The sequence below is a fragment of the Nitrobacter hamburgensis X14 genome (genome assembly GCF_000013885.1).
Classification (GTDB): domain Bacteria; phylum Pseudomonadota; class Alphaproteobacteria; order Rhizobiales; family Xanthobacteraceae; genus Nitrobacter; species Nitrobacter hamburgensis.
Window position 1 is genome coordinate 328,719 of the sequence record NC_007964.1, and the last position, 17,612, is coordinate 346,330.

Here is a 17,612-nt window from a genome sequence, read left to right on the forward strand (position 1 = left end):
TTAACCGAGGTGACTGATCAAACTTGACTCAATGCTGTGTCATTATGTATTTCAAGGGAGGGACACCACCTGCTCTAGAGGCTCGGTTTAGGAGAGGTGTTCCCCCATGCGCGTGTCTATCGCGTGCATCGAGAAAAGCCGCGTGCTTTTCTTCCCCGTCGCGCCGCGAACGCGCGTATCGGTCAGACTCATCCTTGAACGCGACGAAGATATCATCATCCGTCACTACGGATTCCAGAGTCATGTCCTCGTTTCGCGCAAGCCCACCGTCGTCATAGACGAGCGGGAAGAGGCGGACGGCCGCGGGCACGTGCGCGTGGCCAAGGACAAGCGCGAGATCGACAACAATATCCGGCTCAGAGCGTTCATGGGCAAGGATGCAGAGTGGCAATTCCCTCATCCGTCAGCAGCCAATGCGTTCATCGCTGAGCTGCGGCAAGGCTTTCTCAAATTCAAGGAATTTTTGGTCGCCAACGGCGCTCCGGCGCAGGGAGACATTTTCGATGTATAGGATACTGATTGCCGCACTTCTCTCGATGCTGCCCATCTCCAGCTATGCGGCGAAAGGCTACTTCACCGAGCTCCCATCGGGACAATGGCTCGTGTTTACGCCAGAGCAGGTTGGCCGATACGCTAAAGCCGACCGTGAGTATTGTGCGGTCGCCCTCAAGCGTGGGATCGAACAGAACGCGAGATTGAACAATGAACCGCAAGATTGCTTGGAAGGAGTGGCATTCGGCCCGGCGGTGGGCGAAGGGCCCGTCCTCACGTTAGGCGCAGGCTTCGACAGCCGCATTCCTGGCTTACGGACCCGCTTGAGCGTTCCGAGCTGGGTAGGGCAACATGATGCACTCGTCTTGGATGAATACGTCTCAAGCGCATTGGAGCTATACCAGTGGGCGCATGGGCTGCCCGAAACTGGCACGCTCGATGCCGTTACTGTGGGGACCTTGGACCGCAACGTGCGCACCACGAGCGTTCCCAACGACCAGCAGGCACTCACGAATATAGAACCGCAACCTGCTCCCGAATCAGAACTAGCTGAGACCCAGACCGAAACTCGCACCCCGCTGCTGGAGAAATCTACCGCCGCACCATTGCCTATGCAGGCGGGGCCCATGATAGCACCGCAAGTGCCGCCCTCCACGGCCATGATCGACCTGCGCTCCTTGAGCCAATTTCTCTTCGCTTTGACGATCCTATTTCTGGTCTTCCGGGGACGGCTGGCCATCGATTGGGCCTTAAACGTCGGCGGGCCCCGCGTCGCGTCTGCGGCACGCTCGCCGCGCGTGAAGTCATTCCTCCTCCGTGCATGGGATGCGCTCAACCGCATTTACGCTTTCCTCAAAGGAAGCCCGGTTGTTCCTAAAGCTGTCGGAGTCGCGGGAGGACTCATAGCCTATTTTTTTAATGAGCCACGCCGCTTAGCGGCGTGGGGATTAGTCATATGGTTCGCGTTGTCCGTTCTGCTCAGCTTGAGCATCGGCAATGCGCCCGGGCTTTTCGGCTGGTTCATCGTCGGGCTCTTCTTCCTTGCGCAGGCCGACTACCACTTCCTCATCCTGCGCGGGGAGAACCGCGTCCTCGCCTACAAGAAGGCGGCGAGAATAATCGTGTTCGTGATATTCCCGCTCTTCTTCACGTCGCTCGTGCTGGTCGGTTTCTTGGCGCTCGGCAGCCCTAAGCAGCAGGGCGCCGGCGTGCTCGCCATCCTCATCGGCCTTCCGACAGCGATACTGTATTTCTGCTTCCTTCGAGCGTACCGCGACGCGGAATGGGCAAGCCTTTGCAAATACGAGAAGATGTACGCAAGCGCGGGCGACGGCTTCACCTCAATCGACCTCGCGCAGCGCATACTGTCCCAGCTTCCCTCTACAAGCCTCCGCGTCGAGCCGGTCATCGAGGCCCTGAAGGAGGAACTGCTGGGCGGCATGCCCGAGCCGCCCGAGTCGCGGTTCGATCTGCATGATCATGCCGCGTACCGCGCAATGCTGGAGCAGCTCTCCTTCGCCACCCCGGAAGCCGAGGACTTGTTCGTCGAGATGGTCGTCGCCGCGCTCATGACGATCGTCCCGAAATTTCCGAAGCCCGCCGGCGCCCCGATGTTCACGACGCGAATGGAGGACCCGCTCAGCGCCGTCTGTGACTTCATGCAGTGCCTCATCCATCCGCGCGCCGTGCAGCTGAGGGTCCTGGAGAGGCTGCGGACCGCGTTCAACAGGAACGTCGGCGAATTGCAGGCGCGCAAGGCGGGCCTCACGATAGACGCGGCTCTAGAGCTGGCGCTGAAGGATACGCCGCTTCTGGACCTGTTCAGGTCCCACCTTCCCTATGAGCTGGAGATATCGGACGAGTTCTTATACGGCGGCATCCATATCTGCGCGCCTCCGGGCGGCATGAAGACGCAGCTGACGCAGACGCTGGTCCTGCATCTAGCGCATTACTTCAATGACCCGGCCTTGATCGTGGTCGACTCACAGGGTCCCATCCTCGACCTGCTTGAGCGCAAGTTCGCGCCTCAGCTTGGAGCAAGCTTTTTACGAATTCATCCGCATAAAGCCCCCATCAACATCAATCCTTTCGATGTTGATTTCTCGGGCATGACTGAGGCTGAGCAGGGCAGCGCTATTACCTCGGTAGCTGATTTCTTCGTAGCCTTGTTCGCGACGGGGTCGAGCGAGCTGAGCGGCAAGATGAAGACGCTGTTCGATCAGGTGGTGCGCCTCTTTCTCGTTGGCATTCCCGCGGTACAAAAACGCACGGCAACGATGCGCGACCTTCACGACTTTATGGCTTCTTCCCAGCCATGGGCAAAGTACAAGGCGGAAATCGAGTATCTTGACGATGATGGGAGGATGTTCTTCGACAAGCATAATATCAGCGGCTACTCAGATACTCGTTTGCAGGTGCATCAGCGGCTCTATGAAGTGCTGCGTGACCCCGCGATAAGGAAAATGCTCTGCGCAGAGCGCAACGAGCTTGACCTCGACCGCTACCTCGACGGACCGGGCATGGTGCTGGTCGATACGAGCGGCAACTTGGGCTTCGAGAACGCCGCGTTTTTCGGACGGCTATTCATATTGCTCGCGCAGCAGTCGATGATGCGGCGGATTCCCGCGCCAACCGGCGATCCCTATCCGGCGTTTCTGCTTTGCGACGAAGCGCACGAGTACTTTAAGGCGGAGGGCGTCCTGCGCCAGTTCATCTACCAGGGACGCAAGCGGCGCTTCGGCATCGTCCTCACGCATCACCAGTACAGCCAGGCCCCGGGCGCCTTGCAGGATGCGCTGGAGCATATGGCCGTGCATTTCACGACGCGCGTCGCGCCGAACGACATGGCCCGGCTATCCGGGATATTCCACGCTCCACCTTCGTTCCTGCAAGCGCAGCGGCCTGAACCCGTGAAGGCGCCCAAGCTTCCGAAGTGGATCGACTATGCTCTGTATTATCCTAGCCTTGAGCATGCGATCAGCGTGCGGCTGGCATACGGCAACCTCGAGAATTTCGACACGTCGAATATGTACCGAGGCGCTCGCAATCGAAGCCAACAGGGCAACTCAGGTCAACAGAATAGCAAGCAAAGCCAGAGCCCGCCGCCGCCGCGCCCCGATCCCGTCGGCTCGAAGGACGTCGAATGGAATCATACGATAAGCCCGATTAAGGCGAAGAACGGATGCACTATCGCGGACTTCAAGATGCCGGACGGCACTCTTGCGGATATCGTTATACGGCCCGGCACTGTCGACGGCACCAAGCTCAGATTCAAGGGACGCAGCGGACAGGGCGGCGACTTCTTCCTGAAGATCATCGTTCCGCCGATGCCCGAGCAGTCCGATCGCGAGGACATGGATATGGGAGCTGCTCCGTGGCCATGATAAAATATTTTTCAGAGCGCCGGGTGCGCCATAGCGCGCACTGCGCTCGCCTTGACCATGGCTCCTCATACCGAACCTAGTTTGCTTTTTATTTTTGGTATTTATCATCATGTATGAGCCAGGCCACTAAGCGACTCAACCGCTGGAGCGACGAACCCATACGCGGCAAGGACGGGAAGCCCCGCGCCGCGAAGATAGTCGACACCGACTACCCGGTGTTCGAGCGGTTCAACCGCTACCGCGACATGGGGACGAGCTTCATCGTCGCGTTCAACAAGACCAATCCCATCGCGCTGCAGGCGCGGCTCAACCTTCTTTCGCGCGAGCCCAACCGGTACCTGTACCGCCCGCTCCAGCAGCGCAATGTCCCTAACGAGAACTACAAGGACCAGAGCTACCGCGTCGCGGACAAGGCGGTCGCGCTGATGCGCAAGCGCAGCGCGTGGCGCGACGACATCGAGCCGTTCGGCGACTCGAAGTTCTACCCGCACTCCAGGATGACGAACGACGCGATCCAGTCCCTCGAGCTATTCGCGCCCAAGATGATTTGGCGGCATGAGATCCCAAAGGCAACGAACCGCCTGCCGGTGGAGGTTTCCTGCACGCTGCCAAACGGCGCGTTCGCGTCGGCGAAGTTCGACTATCAGAACGATAGCCACGGGCCGTTCGGCATCAACTACGGAGGCTCGGCGCGCTTCCTCTCGCTCGAGTCCGAGCATCATGGCGAGGTGGACGCCAATAATCTCGAGCGGCCGTCGTTCCTCAAGAAATTCCTCGCCATCCGCTACATCGCCCAGCACGAGCTGTACCGTACAGAGTGGGGCCTCCCTCACCTGCTCTCGCTCTTCGTGTGCACGGACCAGCACGAGATCGATAGGCGCAAGGCAATAGTCATGCGCGAGACCGGCGGGAAAGGCGCGAGCTACGTCCTCTTCCAGGTCGTGCCCGCCGTCGACGAGAGCATGACCAGCGTCAAGCCGATGCCCGAGCTGTACGAGGGCCCGTGGCAGCGCGCCGGATATCCCGACTTCTATCTTTCCCAACCATAAAAGAGGAGAGCACACGATGGAATCGCTGAAAAGGTTGCCGCCACGCCAACGCAAAGAAGAAGTCGACCGCCGCAAGCGCGTGCGTGCGATTGTGCCGAACCTCCGGCGCAAGCTCACCCTATACCGGCGCGAACCCACTGTCCGGCATTTTGCCGACGTCAAAGAGCTGTTCGCGTCGTTGGTGCGCGCGCACGTCGATGCCCCATTCGATTGAAAGGAGTGTGCGTAATGCCGAACGAAAATAAGATCGCCCGCGCCCGCGAGCTCATCGCCGAGCGCGACAGGATAGACGCCGAGCTGGACGGGTTGTTCAGCGGAGCGTCGATAGCCAAGCGGGGCCGGCCGAGAAAAGAGGCGCTCAATGGGCACGGCGATACTGGGACCATAGAAGCGAGCGAGTCTCAATATCCTGCTTGAGCGAGAACAAGAAAAAAGAAGAAAGCTTGAAGACAAGGTGGTATAATAAATATGTGCGATTAATAGCGTTGTAACTTGAGGGGATACCGTACTTACAACGCGCGGTATCCCCTCACGTATTTATGCCAGACATATTGGATTTGTTGGTCTACGAGCCAACTACCGGGGTTCTTTATAAGAAACACAAGCTAGGGAGGAAGCACTACTCAGGCTATATCATTTGTGAAATAGGCGGCAAACACCATGCCATTCACAGGCTCATTTGGCAGTTAGAACGCGGCCCTATTCCTGAGGGATTCTTTGTCGACCACATCGATGGCAACCGCTCTAACAATCGTCTAGATAATCTCCGGTTAGTGACCATGGAAGGTAATGCCCACAACATGGCAATGACTTCCCGTAACAAGTCTGGTCGTATCGGGGTTTGTTGGGCACCTTCTCAAAAGACTTGGTTTGCTTACATCAATGTAGACAAAAAACTAAAAATACTCGGTCGCACCAAGACTAAGCAGGAAGCCATCAATCTCCGCGAAGAAGCTGAGAGGAAGTACGGCTATCACCAAAATCACGGAAGAAGGGCCACACCCAAAGATGTGGCCCTTGCTGCTTAGTTAGTGCTGATCTGAAATGAAACTTTCGGCGCGCTGCAGAACGCGAACCGCATTCATTAAGTCGCCGCCTCCGAAACTGTCCGTCTCCTTCCACTCCTCGCCGTCCTTGTAGGATTTCGCGAGGGTGACATTGTAGTGCTTCTCGTTCTGCCAGACCGAGGCCGTGACAGAGCCGAGACGAAACTTCACCACCGGCGGGTTTCCATTGGGCATTTTAAACTCCTTTTCTCTCCTGCTTGTTGCTCAGATGCAGGTGGGGAAGCCAGGCTAGCGCGGCTCCTTTTCAGGCTGTGCAGACCCCAAGGTCTTCTGCACCTCTCCCCCACCCACATCCGAACCGCCTCTTTCCAGATGATACAATGGCGATAGACCTAGTACCGCGTCGCTATCCCCACATCAAAGGAGGCAGCCATGCCATTCGTTGACTTCGCAGAGATACGTGAGCGCCTCTCGATTGAGGACGCCGCTGAGATGTTGCCCGTTAAGTGGAAATCCGAGGGCCAGCAATTGAGGGCCGATTGCCCGGTGCACGGCGGCGAGCGCTCACTCATCATCACGCCCGCAAAAGGCCTGTTCGTATGCAAGGCAACGACAGACGCCAAGAAGGGAGGCGACTGCATCGCGCTATGCGCCCACGTGATGCAGACGACGAACTTCGAGGCGGGGCAATACCTCGCCCAGCAGATCGGCACGCTTGCGCGGAAGAGTACTGTGAACAGTGACAGTAACAGTACAGTTAGCAAGGAGCGTGCCACTGTTCCCCAGAAGAGAGAGGGCGGGACGGCTTCGGCCCAACCCGCTCCAAACTTCGACCCGGTGGCATTCGCCGCAAAGCTCGTGTTCAGCGAGGAGGTGGCGGCGCTCGGGTTCAGCGAGGAGGATGCCGAGCACTTCGGCGTAGGCTTCTACCGGGGCAAGGTGTACGCGCCCCTCCGGCATCCCACAGGTGAAATCGCGTGCTTCTATGACTACAGCAACGGCACGCTCAAGCTTCCGGCACGCGCTCGGTGGCTTGAGGAATCAGCGCCAAACGTGATTCCCTTCGGCAAGAAGACTGCATAGCCCCCAATCGGGGGCTTTTCTTTTTCGCTCGGCTTTAAATGGGTGAGGGCGTGGTGTGTCTTGACAGAGTGGCGGTTTAGTTCTCGCGTGCCTTGTTAGACCGCGTTTCCTTGCAGGATTTCTTCTAACTGGTAAGATGAATAGTGTTAGAGCGTAAGCATTTATAAGCGTAACCATATATGCAGTATAGCAAAGCAAATTAAGGTTCAGCACGACCAGTTTCCCGAGAACGAAATCATTATCAATGGTGTGTGGTGCGACATCGGCGGCCACAAGGCGCATGAGGACGAGATGCGCTTCAGCGAGGATGCTTCAGTCTGCACCGAGTGCTATGACCACTTCACCGAATAATATGCTTTCCAAAGAAACCTTAGACGCACTTGGTAAGTACATGGAGGCCGAACGCCAGATGTACCTGGAGTTCACCGCCAACATGATGAAAGCGGTGAAGGCGGCGAGTGACTTGGCATACAGCGCAAGCGCCCCGGTACGCTTCTTGGGCAAAGCCTCGCAGTCGTCCGCTCGCACTATCAAGCTCATCGACACAGCAACAAGCATGCGTCGGCATGGCGGCCAGCGTGCAGCATTAGAAGCTCTTAAGCGAGATAACCGCACCAACCAGTAATATGAAACTAACTTATCGCCGCATCGCAGTCGCCGCCGCTGTCGCTTGCGCCGCGTTCGTCCTCTTCATGCTCATCGGCGTTGCCGTCATCGAGATATCAGCTAACGGGTTTCCGACCCACTTTCAGTAGGTATGACCCGCGCCTCAGCTGATCAGAACCAGCGTCCGCGGCCATAGAAGCCGCCGCCAACGAGAAGCACGATCACAATGATGATGATGAGCGTTGTAGTGTCCATTTCGGACCCCTAGCAAGTTGTACCGACAGGGAACTTGCAACAGGCAGCTTAGTTCCAACATTTAAAGCCTAACCAACGTAACCCGATGAACCCCGACCCACTGCAACAAGCGCGGAAGCTAATGGCCAGCCAAGGCGGCAGGGCGAGTGCCGACGCGCTCACCCCAGAGCAGCGGAAGGCACGGGCGGTTAAGGCTCGTGCGGCTAGGACGGCAAAGGCGCGTCGTGCCGTTGAAATGACAAACTAAATCTAAAACTATGAAGCTACAAACAATAAAATGCTCAGATGGATATTTCCTAAAGGACGCAGTGGGCCTTCGCTTTGGAAAAGAGGATGTGACTGCCACCTGGAACCGTGAGTGGTTCAAGGTCTCTTCCGTTGAGGGACGGCAAGTTTACCGGGTGACACTCGCGACGCAGCGACTATCGGGCTACTCGCTTAAGCCGGAATTTGTTGCAACAGATGCTATGCCCTCGAGCGTTGGTGTCGATTTCTTCGCATACTCGGACGACAAACAAAACAACGCCCATTTACGTGGCCTCTACGAACCGACCTACGAACCTGTCCCGGAAAAAGCAGAGCCCATAGAGATAGAGTTGGAAATCATCGCGACGGTTGATGGCGAACTTGTGCAAAAAGCCATGAATTTTCCAGTGTACGGAACCTACTCGCACGAAGGAAAGCGCTGGTCAGTCACCGAGCAGAGCATTCAAGTCAGTCTCCTCGACCGAATAACAGCACCGTCACTGCTACATCAGGAAGTCCCGTGTCAGTTGTCTTCTGAAGATAGCTTCAAAATTATTCGTACGCACGTAAAAGACAACATCGACCCCAAGGTGGCTGCAATCACGAGTGACTACGATTTCTGCCTCACTGTCCAAAAGAAAATCAAACTAGCAGAGCCAGAACCATATACGCGGGATGCGAATTTCAGTTTTTTCGGCCGCAGGCGGAAGCCGCGCATGGTCACGGACTATCGCACGGAGCGAAAGTTGGTGGTCTATGAAACAGCGCCCCTAAGAGGAGGTGAGGTGTACAAGGGATATACCAAGACTGAGCCGTTCACAGGTCACAACGTTCAAGAGTTGAAACAGAACATCGAAGCGTACCTGAAGGAATTGATGGCGGAGATAAATAAGCCGCTCGTGGACTGTCCGAATTGCAAAGGCCACGGGGTAATGACTGCCTAGCTCTCTGGCGCGTCGTCTGGCGCAGGAGCATCAGGCGCGGCCGTAGTGCCGGCATTGTACTCATCCACGGCGGCCTCGAATTTGGCTTCACGGGCCTCTATCTCATCGTCCACGGTGAAGTTCTTGGCAGGAGCCTCTTGCGTGCGTCCTGGCGCATCCTGTGCGGTCTGACGGGCAGCCTTGTTAGCCGCCATCTTAGCTTCAAGGCCGCTCCAATCGAATTTAGCCTCGGGAGCCTTTGGTGCGCGTGCTGCCCGACCCGCCGCGAGCACCTTGTGCATCAGCTCCTGCCTCTGTGCCTGCGATAGGTGTGCGCTCGTCGCGCTGAAGGCTTGCGGGCTTGAAAGGTCGACGCCGTATTGCTTGTAGAGCGCTTTCAGGTTCGCTTGGCGCATCTGGCACGTGCGCCCGCTTTCGATATCCTTGACCTTGTAGTCGGGACGTTTCGTGCCTTTGACAGCTACATAGCCGCCAACTTCGAAGAGAGCCCTGAAGATATCGCTGAGCGCGATGCGTTTGCGTTGCCGCTTCGGATCGACAGGCCCGATGTATCGCATCAATGGCGTTCGTTTGCCATTTCGATAGCGCGCCGTCTGCTCGTAGTAATACTGCCGGCCCTTGATAGTCTTTATCACCGTGTAAGACACGCGCGCCTCCTTGTTTGCACTCACGAGAGGATAGGCGCGGCTCGCGCGGAAGTGAACTTGGCGCATAGGGCGCCAACGCTCCTCATGCCGACCATGGCTGTGCATAGCGAACGGAGATTATTTTTTGGCGAGCGGTATGATTACGCACGGAGGTGTTCCATGTCCCACAAGATAGAACTGCGCTTAGAGACCTTCGTGTGCGGCCTCTTCATCATCCAGCCCCGGCACAATGAAGCGGACTTCGAGACCCTGATAGGCGAATTCCTCGCGCCCTCAGTCAAAAGGCAATTCACAGAAGCGTACCACGACCTCGAAGGCAGCAAGGGAGGCTGCTTTTGCCGGGACGACCAGACCCCGTGGGTCATCGTCGCGTTCGGCAGCGATCCCGACACGATACGTCGGACCACGCTGCACGAGGTCGTGCATCTTGCGGAGAAGCTCACGTGCACCAGGGAGATGCGCGCCCGGTTCGTCGAGCACGTCTACTTCGCGCTGAGACTGCCTTAGGCCCCTTCGGGGGCCTTTTTCTTGGGCGTGGTACACTGAAGGAGTTCGATTAAAAGTTAGCTTGTGGCCGGGGCGATGCACTTTCTCACAAGCGAGTGCATCTCTCTGGCAGAAACGATTTATGCGCGAAATAAAATTCAGGGCGTGGGACGGGAGGCGAATGATAAACGTCTGCACGTTGGAGATGATGATTGACACAGACGAACGTTATATCTCGAAAAGCGAAGGCTGGTACGGGGAGAACAACCGCATTGAGTTCTCCTTAAGCGACGTGAAGCCCATGCAATTCACCGGCCTCCGCGATAAGAACGGCACGGAGATATACGAAGGAGATATCATTCACTGCACTGCTGGAATGCACACGCTCGAAAGGAACTTTCAGACCGATGAGAAGAAGGTCATTACGTTTGACGATGGAGCGTTCCGATATGATGGCATCACTCTCGGTGACATGGTCAATGCGCACATGTCCGACTACACGTTCGAAATCATCGGCAACATCTACGAGAACCCAGAGCTGTTGAAATAGCGCGGTACAATGAGGTGAGCGTTCCTTAAACACAGGAGGCTCACTTGGGCGTTCAACAACTCTACGAGCAAGTCACCCGCACCATCATCTCAGAAATCGAAGCAGGCAACCTTCCGCCATGGCTCCAGCCTTGGAAAGCCGGCAAACGCGGCGGCATCATTCCGATAAACGCCGTTACCAAGAAGAGCTATAACGGCTTGAATGTTTTGATGCTCTGGGCCGAGCGGCAGGAGAAGCAATACGCTCTCGCCGAATGGCTCACGTACAAGCAATGCCAGGAAGCCGGAGGCCAAGTCCGCAAGGGCGAGAAGTCTACGCCCGGCATTTATGTGAACAAGCAGGTGATTGAGAAGGGCACCGAAGAGGAACGATTGGTGCCGTTCATGCGCCAGTTTGCTTTGTTTAACGTCGCTCAATGCGACGGACTTCCGCAGAACGAGCCCATAGCGGACCTGCCCGAGCATGAGCGCAACGAGCAGGCAGAGGCGTTTTTCGCCGCGATAGGAGCAACGACGAGGTGGGGAGAGCCAAAAGCCGCCTACTCGCCGAGCCTCGACATCATCGTGATGCCCGAGCGCGGCGCGTTCCTCAACCCTGAGAGCCTCTACGCCACATGGGCGCATGAGCACATCCATCTCACCGGCCACAAGTCCCGCCTCGACCGCGACCTCAAAAGCCGCTTCGACCAGGACGCCTATGCCTTTGAAGAGCTCGTGGCGGAGATAGGCGCCGCGATGACCTGCGCTCATTTGCAAGTGAAAGGAGAATTGCGCCATGCTTCTTATGTCGACCACTGGCTCCGCGTGCTCAAGCAAGACAGCCGTGCGATACTATCGGCTGCCAGTATGGCTTCTAAGGCCACGGACTACCTTCGCGCGTTCTCCGAAACCAAGCAGGAGGAAGCGGCATGACCCGCATCAACCGCGCCTACGTCAAGCGGCTTGAAAACCTCATCCTTCAACTCGACGCCACGTTCTCCGACATCGAGACTGCACGGGCCAAAGGATACCTGGCGCGGGATATGCCCCTCCTCCACAAAGAGGCGGACGCAATCCGCGCTAGCCGTCAGCCGCGTGAGACGCGCAAGTAGGAGTGACTATCAATAACCCCGCGCAAATGCGGGGTTTTTCTTTTGTCTTCGGCATTGGTATAAAGTTCTAGGAACAGTGAAGGAGCACTACATGGAGAAGGAATGGCCTACAGGCGGCGGGTACTACTCGTCCTACGAGAAGGAAGGCGAGGATATTGCCGCCGAGTTCGGCCTTACCTTGAACGACCAGGCAGTGTGGTCTGACCGCTTCTTTAATCACCTCGACGTTGCAAACTGGCACAAGCCTCCGACTCTCGATGTGGTGATCGAACGCGCCGCCGGATTCAAGAAGGAGCACCCATTGTGTCCGTATTCAAGCCATTGGCTCGTTGAGGATTTCGCGCGGCGGCTCTGAGCCTTGAGGTCTGACCTATCCCCACACCGCCCCTGTGTGAGAGGGGCGGTTTTCTTTCGGGCTTATAATTACAGGAGCGATGCTATCTATCATCCTCGAAGGACAGCCGGTATCAGTCAATCAGCTCTACAGAGGCCGCCGCTTCCTCACCACTGACGGCAAGCGCACCAAGCTCTTAAACGCGGTTAGCGCCCGCAAGCAGTACCGAGGCGCACCATTGGAAGGCCCAGTCTGCGTAGAGCTACAGGTCTATTTCAAATCGAAAGCATCAAGCGACATCGACAACGTATGCAAGGCGGCGCTCGACAGCCTTACGGGCATTCTTTGGAAGGACGACCGGCAGATACAGGAGCTTCATGCGTACAAGCTTCAGGACAAACTGAGGCCGCGCATCGAACTGACCCTTTCTCAGCTATGAACTTCTGCCAGCACTGCCAGCGGTGGTTCACGAACAAAGAGGACTTCCGGCGCCACACCGAGCAGGGAGTGCTCTACGACAATCCTGGCCTCCTCCGCATCGTGAACTATCGCGCTACACAATGAGGCACCCTGGGGACAGTTTCAAAATGCGTCAGATGCGCGGCGATCCCGCATACGCTCCCCTCAGGCGGAAGTGTTCCGAGTGCGTCAAGCTCATGCCGGCGGATTGGGGCCATCACATCTGCCAACCCTGCATGGAGGGGTTACACTCGCAGTAGAGCACGGAGGGTTCGCCGCTCGTTACAAAGCGGTTAACCCCCGTACCATTGCGACATGACTGGCCCGGAGCTTGAAACATTTTGCGAGGAGATAAACGGCGGCGCCTCGATCGGCGCGACCGTCCTCTTCCAGTTCATCAATCTGGCGAAGGCGATGGTGGAGCAGACGCGGCCGTGGGTTGCGCTGCTCTACACCGACACGAGCAAGACCGTGGCGACCGGCAATACATGGCAGACTGCTATCGACCTCTCGACCGTTGCTCGCTTCAATCGCTTCTATGGCGAGACACCTATCAAAGTGTTCGATGGCAATAATAGCTTCCAGCGCTATCGCCAAGTGCCGTTTAACGAACGCCTCTTGTACCGCAACACGCCCGGCACGTTCGTCTATGACGAGGCCAACAAGACGCTCTACCTCAACGGCACGGTGCAGTTCGCCGGCACGCTCTACATCGACCACATCAAGGACAGCCCCGAGATAACGAACGATGACAGCTCATCGTGGATCTTCCCGAGCTGGGCGCATCCGCTCCTCGGTTTCTACGCGGTCGCCATAAACAAGGGCGGCGTGGACTACGACGACATCAACGCGCGCATGGCGCCGGAGAACCGCGCGCAGGCTAAGGTAATCACCGACAGACTTGAGTGGCTCGACAACGAAAAGCAGCTGCAGGCCCAGCAGAACATCGACCCATATCAAAGCGATGATGCTTGGAGGCCGGGCGCAATCTACATTTCATGAAGAAGATTCTCGTTCCGATATTTACAGAGGAGTACAAAATTTGGGTCTATATCGGCTCACGCGCTGAATTGGTGAAGGCTGCTGCGAAATACATTGGAGAAACGGAAGCCAAGTTTGATAAGGAGTTTGTGGGCAGGGGCCAAGCTCTCGATTACATCGACAAAGGATTGTACCCGCTCATCATCGTAGATGGCCGCTTGCCTGTGCGTACGGCTCTCGCCACTTTGGCGCACGAGGCATCCCATTCCATGGATTCCCTAGAGCGATACATCGGCATCAAAGACAAGCATGGAGAGTTTCGTGCCCACGGTATTGCGGCAGTTGTCAGGACTGTGAGCAAGCATCTCCAAAAATAGCTATGCGCATCCCTGACTACACAGTCTCGCAGTTCTCCGGGCTCAACACCTTCATCAAGGACCTCAAGACCCTGAAGCCCGGCGTCGCGACCGACAGCCTCAACTGGGTTACGGGGAAGTACGGGGACCACATAGAGCTTCGGCGCGGCAGCGCGCTCTTGGGCAATACGCGCGTCAATGGCGCGGGAAAGATCACTGGCCTTGGCGTCGGCACCCGCTACGACGGCGTGCAGGTCCCGTTCTGGAGCCGCGGGCGTAAGCTAGAGTACTACAACGCGGCAACGGACGACCGGGCCGAGGTCGGCAGCGATATCCTTCCGGTCACAGCGGACGGCGAGGACTGCTGGTTCTCCCCGTATGCCAACTTGGCAGGCTCGATGATGTACGCGGGCTCGCCTAATAGCGGCATCTACAAGATACCCGTGGCCAATCCCGGCAGCGCGGTCGACCAGCTCGTCAATAACTTCCGGTTCGGCATCCTGCGCTTCGGCCAAGGACGCGCATTCGCGGGCCAGCGCAACGGCACGACCGCCGGCAACCTCGACAAGACCGGCCTCTACCTGTCCGACATCGATAAAGCGAACCTCTCCCTCTACACGCAGACAACCGCCGAAGCCGTAGGCTCATCTGGCGGCACGCACTACGCCGGCACGCTCGCGGTCGTCACCGGCAAGAAGACGTGCATGTACGTCGCCGTCAAGGAAGCGGGCGGCGAGACCCTGACGGACGACCGCAACGGCACCCTCGTCGGCACCCAAGGCTCTCTCGGCACCATAAACTACGCGACCGGCGCCTATGACGTGACGTTCAATCATGCGACCGCAGGCGCGGTGACGGCCGACTACTACACCGAGGACGCCACGAGCGACGGCCCGCTGGATTTCGACACCAGCTCGACCGGCGCAGGCAAGGCCAAGATATTCCGGCAGGACGACGGCGGCGCGTTCATGGCCGTGCTGCCGTTCCTCGATGTGGAGTACGCCTTCCACCTGCTCAAGACATATGCGGTTACGACGACCATAGACGACACCTCGGCCACCAACCTTCCGTATCGCAATATCGGCATCCCCAATCCGCGCGCCGCGAAGGAGACGCCGGACGGCATCCTGTGCATCGACGTATCGAACCCGAGCGACCCGAAGGTCCGCCGGCTGGAGATCGGGCAGAACACCAACAACCTCACCATCGTGCCGACGAGCATCTTCGACGCGGTAGACCTCAGCGCCCACGCGTTCGACTACGCGGTGGCGTTCCGCTGGGGCGACTACGAGATCGTCTGCTGCCAAGAGCTCACCAACGGGATGGCCAACGCCTATAACTCGGTCATGTACGTCCGCAACGTCTACTCCCACGCCATAGACAAGCTGGACTTCCGCGCGTCGTGCCTCGACATCTTCAACGGGGCGCTCATCGGCGGCGACCCGATATCCAGCAACGTCTATACGCTCTTCTCGGGCTTCGACGACGACGAGGCGGCGATTGAGAACTACTGGCAGGACGGCCAGCTCAACCTTGGGACTGACCGGCTCAAGCGCGCGCACTATATGCGCGTGACCGGCCACATCATGAAGGACCAGAGCATCAATGTTTCGCTGGTGCTCGACGACGGCCAGCCTGTGGAGGCCTTCACGATCGAGGGCGACGGCGACTACGTCGACCAGGGCATCAACACGCCCATCGGCTCCTACACCATCGGCTCGAAGGTTGTCGGCGGCAGAGGCGAGGCGACGGCCCACCCCTTCGACGTGACGTTCCCGATACACACTGACAGATTTCAGAACATAAGCGTGCGCTTCCGTGCGATGGGCATCGGCCACGCCGCCGTCAATAGCTACAGTTATCGCGATATCCGCGATAAGGGCAGCAGGAGCTTGCCGATTAAGACGATTTAGACAGGCGCGGCGTATAGCCGTACTGCGCAAGGCGTTTGTGGCAGCGGTCGATCTCTTCAGTGGTGAATAGTGGATGCCACTTCGAGTTTTCTGCAACTATTGCTTCCACTGTGAGGTCAAGCCGTTCCCGCTCGTACAATGCCGTATATCCATCCGATACCTTCGGCGAGTTGATAAGAAATTTTGCCGTTTCAAGGCCGCCGCGGTCTGTGAGCATCTGTATGAATATCGTGGCGTGATACTTAGCCTCATCCTTCGCGCGTTTGTATGCGTTGAAAAGCTCCACTTGAAATTCTTGCTTGAGTACGTCCACGGCTGTCTCCCGTTACAAAGCCTATTGCCTCCGTACCATGTGAGGCATGCTACACGCTATTGCTTCCGCGTTCATCGGCGTCGCCACGTTTATCAGCTCCCTTTTCGGTGCTGCTCCCGCAACAGGCCCGAGCCTAGGCGCCGCGCTCCCCTCCGGAACGGCCGTCTTTGAGACTTCGCTGCAGAGCCGCATAAGCTCGACCGACACCAGCCTGACGCTCGTGTCCAACAGCGTGCGCGGCGGCTCTGCGCTTTCCGGCTACAACTGCTTTACGGTCGACGAAGGGCGCACCGACGCGGAGTACGTCTGCGGCACCATTTCGGGCACCAGCGTCACCAGCCTGACGCGCGGCATCGACCCGGCGACCGGCACGAGCACCAACAGCACGTTGAAGTTCGCGCACCGCGTCGGTTCTGACGTTAAAATTACCGACTTCCCTCTGCTGCAGATATTGCGCAACCAGGCCAACGGCGCGGACGCCTATGAGCATGCGCTGACGTACGCGGCCGGCGTGACGCCTGCCAATACCGGCGACTTGACCGACAAGGAGTACGTGGACGGGGTCGCCTTCAGCGGCGCGGGCGTCATTGACGCTTCGACTATAGCCAAAGGCGTTGTTGAGCTTGCGACGGGCGCCGAGGCCGCAGCATCGACCGCAAGCGGCGGGTCTGGTCCGCTCGCGCTACCGGCCTCCCTCGCTACATCGACCTACAACAGCGCCACAGCGGGCAACGTCGTACCTGTGACCGACGCCGCGACCAAGGCGATAGACCAGAACTTCCTCCCCGCCACCACGACGAAGGTGTTCCAATTCGCCAGCTCGACCTACATCGGCTTCTTCCCGGCATATACGATCGGCAAGAATTCCCAGATATTCACCTCGACCGGTACTTCGACGTTTGCTGTCCCTAGCGGCATAACGAAGGTGCAAGTGCAGGTGCAGGGCGCGGGGGGCGGCTCCGACCTCGCCGGGAGCGGCGCGGGCGGCACGTGCATCAAGACCGTCGACGTGAGCGCAACGACCTCAGTGCAGGTGTTCGTCGGCGCCGGAGGCGCCGCGGGCACTAGCGGCGGTACCGGAACAGCCGGCGGATGGTCGACGTTTGGGACCAACGGATTCTATTGTTCGGCCAATGGCGGCTCTGGCAGCGGCACTGCTTCGAGCCCTGGATCAGGAGGAGCGGCGACCAGCGGCGATCTCAACATCACGGGGCAGGCAGGTTCGCCCGTTTTTGATGGAGCCACCGCTCGGGGCGGCGATGGCGGCAGTTCCATGCTCGGATTTGGCGGGCGAGGCGTGGCGGCGACAAGCGGAGCAAATCCTGGCACGGGCTACGGCAGCGGCGCGGGCGGCGCCAACGCAGGCAACACGGGCGGCACTTCGGGCGGCAACGGCATCGTTATCGTGCGCTGGTAAT

The 17,612-nt window shown here is 58.1% G+C and carries 22 protein-coding genes; 19 read left to right on the forward strand and 3 right to left on the reverse strand.

Annotation, left to right across the window (positions count from 1 at the left end; translation table 11 throughout):
• Positions 1 to 106 precede the first annotated feature (106 nt).
• From NHAM_RS01515 to NHAM_RS01540, 6 genes are all read left to right on the forward strand, one after another.
• A complete protein-coding gene (locus NHAM_RS01515) occupies positions 107 to 511 on the forward strand; it encodes a hypothetical protein (protein ID WP_011508896.1) in 405 nt (134 codons plus the stop codon).
• Positions 504 to 3,875 (forward strand): hypothetical protein, encoded by a 3,372-nt coding sequence (locus NHAM_RS01520; protein ID WP_011508897.1) that lies wholly within the window; start codon positions 504 to 506, stop codon positions 3,873 to 3,875. Before NHAM_RS01515 ends, NHAM_RS01520 begins: the two co-directional genes overlap by 8 nt.
• A 113-nt stretch (positions 3,876 to 3,988) precedes the next feature.
• Positions 3,989 to 4,924: a hypothetical protein gene (locus NHAM_RS01525; RefSeq protein ID WP_011508898.1), complete on the forward strand. Its 936-nt coding sequence runs from the start codon at positions 3,989 to 3,991 to the stop codon at positions 4,922 to 4,924.
• 16 nt (positions 4,925 to 4,940) lie between these two features.
• Complete coding sequence (locus NHAM_RS01530) at positions 4,941 to 5,138, forward strand: hypothetical protein (RefSeq protein WP_041357554.1); 198 nt, start codon at positions 4,941 to 4,943, stop codon at positions 5,136 to 5,138.
• A gap of 14 nt (positions 5,139 to 5,152) precedes the next feature.
• Complete coding sequence (locus NHAM_RS01535; RefSeq protein WP_041357556.1) at positions 5,153 to 5,341, forward strand: hypothetical protein; 189 nt, start codon at positions 5,153 to 5,155, stop codon at positions 5,339 to 5,341.
• Positions 5,342 to 5,481: 140 nt separating this feature from the next.
• Positions 5,482 to 5,952, forward strand: coding sequence for an HNH endonuclease signature motif containing protein (locus tag NHAM_RS01540; protein ID WP_198136981.1), 471 nt, complete (start codon positions 5,482 to 5,484; stop codon positions 5,950 to 5,952).
• On the opposite strand, the gene NHAM_RS01545 is transcribed toward NHAM_RS01540, so the two are convergent.
• On the reverse strand, positions 5,953 to 6,165 hold the full coding sequence (locus NHAM_RS01545) for a hypothetical protein (protein ID WP_011508900.1): 213 nt from the start codon (positions 6,163 to 6,165) through the stop codon (positions 5,953 to 5,955).
• A 198-nt stretch (positions 6,166 to 6,363) separates the two neighbouring features.
• Here NHAM_RS01545 and NHAM_RS01550 point away from each other — a divergent pair, with 198 nt between their 5' ends.
• The 3 genes from NHAM_RS01550 (at position 6,364) to NHAM_RS01560 (ending at position 9,065) form a co-directional block, all read left to right on the forward strand.
• Complete coding sequence (locus tag NHAM_RS01550) at positions 6,364 to 7,014, forward strand: hypothetical protein (protein WP_011508901.1); 651 nt, start codon at positions 6,364 to 6,366, stop codon at positions 7,012 to 7,014.
• Positions 7,015 to 7,345: 331 nt separating this feature from the next.
• On the forward strand, positions 7,346 to 7,639 hold the full coding sequence (locus NHAM_RS01555; protein ID WP_157043496.1) for a hypothetical protein: 294 nt from the start codon (positions 7,346 to 7,348) through the stop codon (positions 7,637 to 7,639).
• Between the two features lie 571 nt (positions 7,640 to 8,210).
• The gene (locus tag NHAM_RS01560; RefSeq protein ID WP_157043497.1) at positions 8,211 to 9,065 is read left to right on the forward strand and encodes a hypothetical protein; all 855 of its coding nucleotides are present in this window, start codon (positions 8,211 to 8,213) and stop codon (positions 9,063 to 9,065) included.
• Here the strand turns inward: NHAM_RS01560 and NHAM_RS01565 are convergent.
• Positions 9,062 to 9,817, reverse strand: a complete 756-nt coding sequence (locus NHAM_RS01565) for a hypothetical protein (protein ID WP_157043498.1) — start codon at positions 9,815 to 9,817, stop codon at positions 9,062 to 9,064. The two genes, NHAM_RS01560 and NHAM_RS01565, sit on opposite strands and share 4 nt — an antisense overlap.
• 54 nt (positions 9,818 to 9,871) lie before the next feature.
• On the opposite strand from NHAM_RS01565, the gene NHAM_RS01570 reads away from it, so the two are divergent.
• The 9 genes from NHAM_RS01570 (at position 9,872) to NHAM_RS01610 (ending at position 15,881) form a co-directional block, all read left to right on the forward strand.
• On the forward strand, positions 9,872 to 10,219 hold the full coding sequence (locus NHAM_RS01570; RefSeq protein WP_011508904.1) for a hypothetical protein: 348 nt from the start codon (positions 9,872 to 9,874) through the stop codon (positions 10,217 to 10,219).
• A 121-nt stretch (positions 10,220 to 10,340) separates the two neighbouring features.
• Positions 10,341 to 10,748, forward strand: a complete 408-nt coding sequence (locus NHAM_RS01575) for a YopX family protein (RefSeq protein ID WP_041357562.1) — start codon at positions 10,341 to 10,343, stop codon at positions 10,746 to 10,748.
• A 44-nt stretch (positions 10,749 to 10,792) separates the two neighbouring features.
• On the forward strand, positions 10,793 to 11,659 hold the full coding sequence (locus NHAM_RS01580) for an ArdC family protein (protein WP_011508906.1): 867 nt from the start codon (positions 10,793 to 10,795) through the stop codon (positions 11,657 to 11,659).
• Entirely contained in the window at positions 11,656 to 11,838 is a 183-nt protein-coding gene (locus NHAM_RS01585; protein ID WP_041357563.1) for a hypothetical protein, read from the forward strand. The genes NHAM_RS01580 and NHAM_RS01585 overlap by 4 nt, the downstream gene beginning before the upstream one ends.
• A gap of 91 nt (positions 11,839 to 11,929) precedes the next feature.
• The gene (locus NHAM_RS01590; RefSeq protein ID WP_011508907.1) at positions 11,930 to 12,193 is read left to right on the forward strand and encodes a hypothetical protein; all 264 of its coding nucleotides are present in this window, start codon (positions 11,930 to 11,932) and stop codon (positions 12,191 to 12,193) included.
• A gap of 79 nt (positions 12,194 to 12,272) precedes the next feature.
• Complete coding sequence (locus NHAM_RS01595) at positions 12,273 to 12,611, forward strand: RusA family crossover junction endodeoxyribonuclease (RefSeq protein WP_011508908.1); 339 nt, start codon at positions 12,273 to 12,275, stop codon at positions 12,609 to 12,611.
• Between the two features lie 335 nt (positions 12,612 to 12,946).
• On the forward strand, positions 12,947 to 13,633 hold the full coding sequence (locus NHAM_RS01600; RefSeq protein WP_011508909.1) for a hypothetical protein: 687 nt from the start codon (positions 12,947 to 12,949) through the stop codon (positions 13,631 to 13,633).
• Entirely contained in the window at positions 13,630 to 13,989 is a 360-nt protein-coding gene (locus NHAM_RS01605; protein ID WP_011508910.1) for a hypothetical protein, read from the forward strand. Before NHAM_RS01600 ends, NHAM_RS01605 begins: the two co-directional genes overlap by 4 nt.
• A gap of 2 nt (positions 13,990 to 13,991) precedes the next feature.
• Positions 13,992 to 15,881 (forward strand): hypothetical protein, encoded by a 1,890-nt coding sequence (locus tag NHAM_RS01610; protein ID WP_011508911.1) that lies wholly within the window; start codon positions 13,992 to 13,994, stop codon positions 15,879 to 15,881.
• Here NHAM_RS01610 and NHAM_RS01615 read toward each other — a convergent pair.
• Entirely contained in the window at positions 15,868 to 16,194 is a 327-nt protein-coding gene (locus tag NHAM_RS01615; protein WP_011508912.1) for a hypothetical protein, read from the reverse strand. The two genes, NHAM_RS01610 and NHAM_RS01615, sit on opposite strands and share 14 nt — an antisense overlap.
• Positions 16,195 to 16,240: 46 nt before the next feature.
• On the opposite strand from NHAM_RS01615, the gene NHAM_RS23810 reads away from it, so the two are divergent.
• The gene (locus tag NHAM_RS23810; RefSeq protein WP_011508913.1) at positions 16,241 to 17,611 is read left to right on the forward strand and encodes a hypothetical protein; all 1,371 of its coding nucleotides are present in this window, start codon (positions 16,241 to 16,243) and stop codon (positions 17,609 to 17,611) included.
• Position 17,612 lies beyond the last annotated feature (1 nt).

Coding starts and splice junctions, on each gene's coding strand:
- NHAM_RS01515 (WP_011508896.1), top strand. CDS start 107: ATGCGCGTGTCTATCGCGTGCATCGAGAAAAGCCGCGTGCTTTTCTTC.
- NHAM_RS01520 (WP_011508897.1), top strand. CDS start 504: ATGTATAGGATACTGATTGCCGCACTTCTCTCGATGCTGCCCATCTCC.
- NHAM_RS01525 (WP_011508898.1), top strand. CDS start 3,989: ATGAGCCAGGCCACTAAGCGACTCAACCGCTGGAGCGACGAACCCATA.
- NHAM_RS01530 (WP_041357554.1), top strand. CDS start 4,941: ATGGAATCGCTGAAAAGGTTGCCGCCACGCCAACGCAAAGAAGAAGTC.
- NHAM_RS01535 (WP_041357556.1), top strand. CDS start 5,153: ATGCCGAACGAAAATAAGATCGCCCGCGCCCGCGAGCTCATCGCCGAG.
- NHAM_RS01545 (WP_011508900.1), bottom strand. CDS start 6,165: ATGCCCAATGGAAACCCGCCGGTGGTGAAGTTTCGTCTCGGCTCTGTC.
- NHAM_RS01550 (WP_011508901.1), top strand. CDS start 6,364: ATGCCATTCGTTGACTTCGCAGAGATACGTGAGCGCCTCTCGATTGAG.
- NHAM_RS01555 (WP_157043496.1), top strand. CDS start 7,346: ATGACCACTTCACCGAATAATATGCTTTCCAAAGAAACCTTAGACGCA.
- NHAM_RS01565 (WP_157043498.1), bottom strand. CDS start 9,817: ATGCACAGCCATGGTCGGCATGAGGAGCGTTGGCGCCCTATGCGCCAA.
- NHAM_RS01570 (WP_011508904.1), top strand. CDS start 9,872: ATGTCCCACAAGATAGAACTGCGCTTAGAGACCTTCGTGTGCGGCCTC.
- NHAM_RS01575 (WP_041357562.1), top strand. CDS start 10,341: ATGCGCGAAATAAAATTCAGGGCGTGGGACGGGAGGCGAATGATAAAC.
- NHAM_RS01585 (WP_041357563.1), top strand. CDS start 11,656: ATGACCCGCATCAACCGCGCCTACGTCAAGCGGCTTGAAAACCTCATC.
- NHAM_RS01590 (WP_011508907.1), top strand. CDS start 11,930: ATGGAGAAGGAATGGCCTACAGGCGGCGGGTACTACTCGTCCTACGAG.
- NHAM_RS01595 (WP_011508908.1), top strand. CDS start 12,273: ATGCTATCTATCATCCTCGAAGGACAGCCGGTATCAGTCAATCAGCTC.
- NHAM_RS01600 (WP_011508909.1), top strand. CDS start 12,947: ATGACTGGCCCGGAGCTTGAAACATTTTGCGAGGAGATAAACGGCGGC.
- NHAM_RS01605 (WP_011508910.1), top strand. CDS start 13,630: ATGAAGAAGATTCTCGTTCCGATATTTACAGAGGAGTACAAAATTTGG.
- NHAM_RS01610 (WP_011508911.1), top strand. CDS start 13,992: ATGCGCATCCCTGACTACACAGTCTCGCAGTTCTCCGGGCTCAACACC.
- NHAM_RS23810 (WP_011508913.1), top strand. CDS start 16,241: ATGCTACACGCTATTGCTTCCGCGTTCATCGGCGTCGCCACGTTTATC.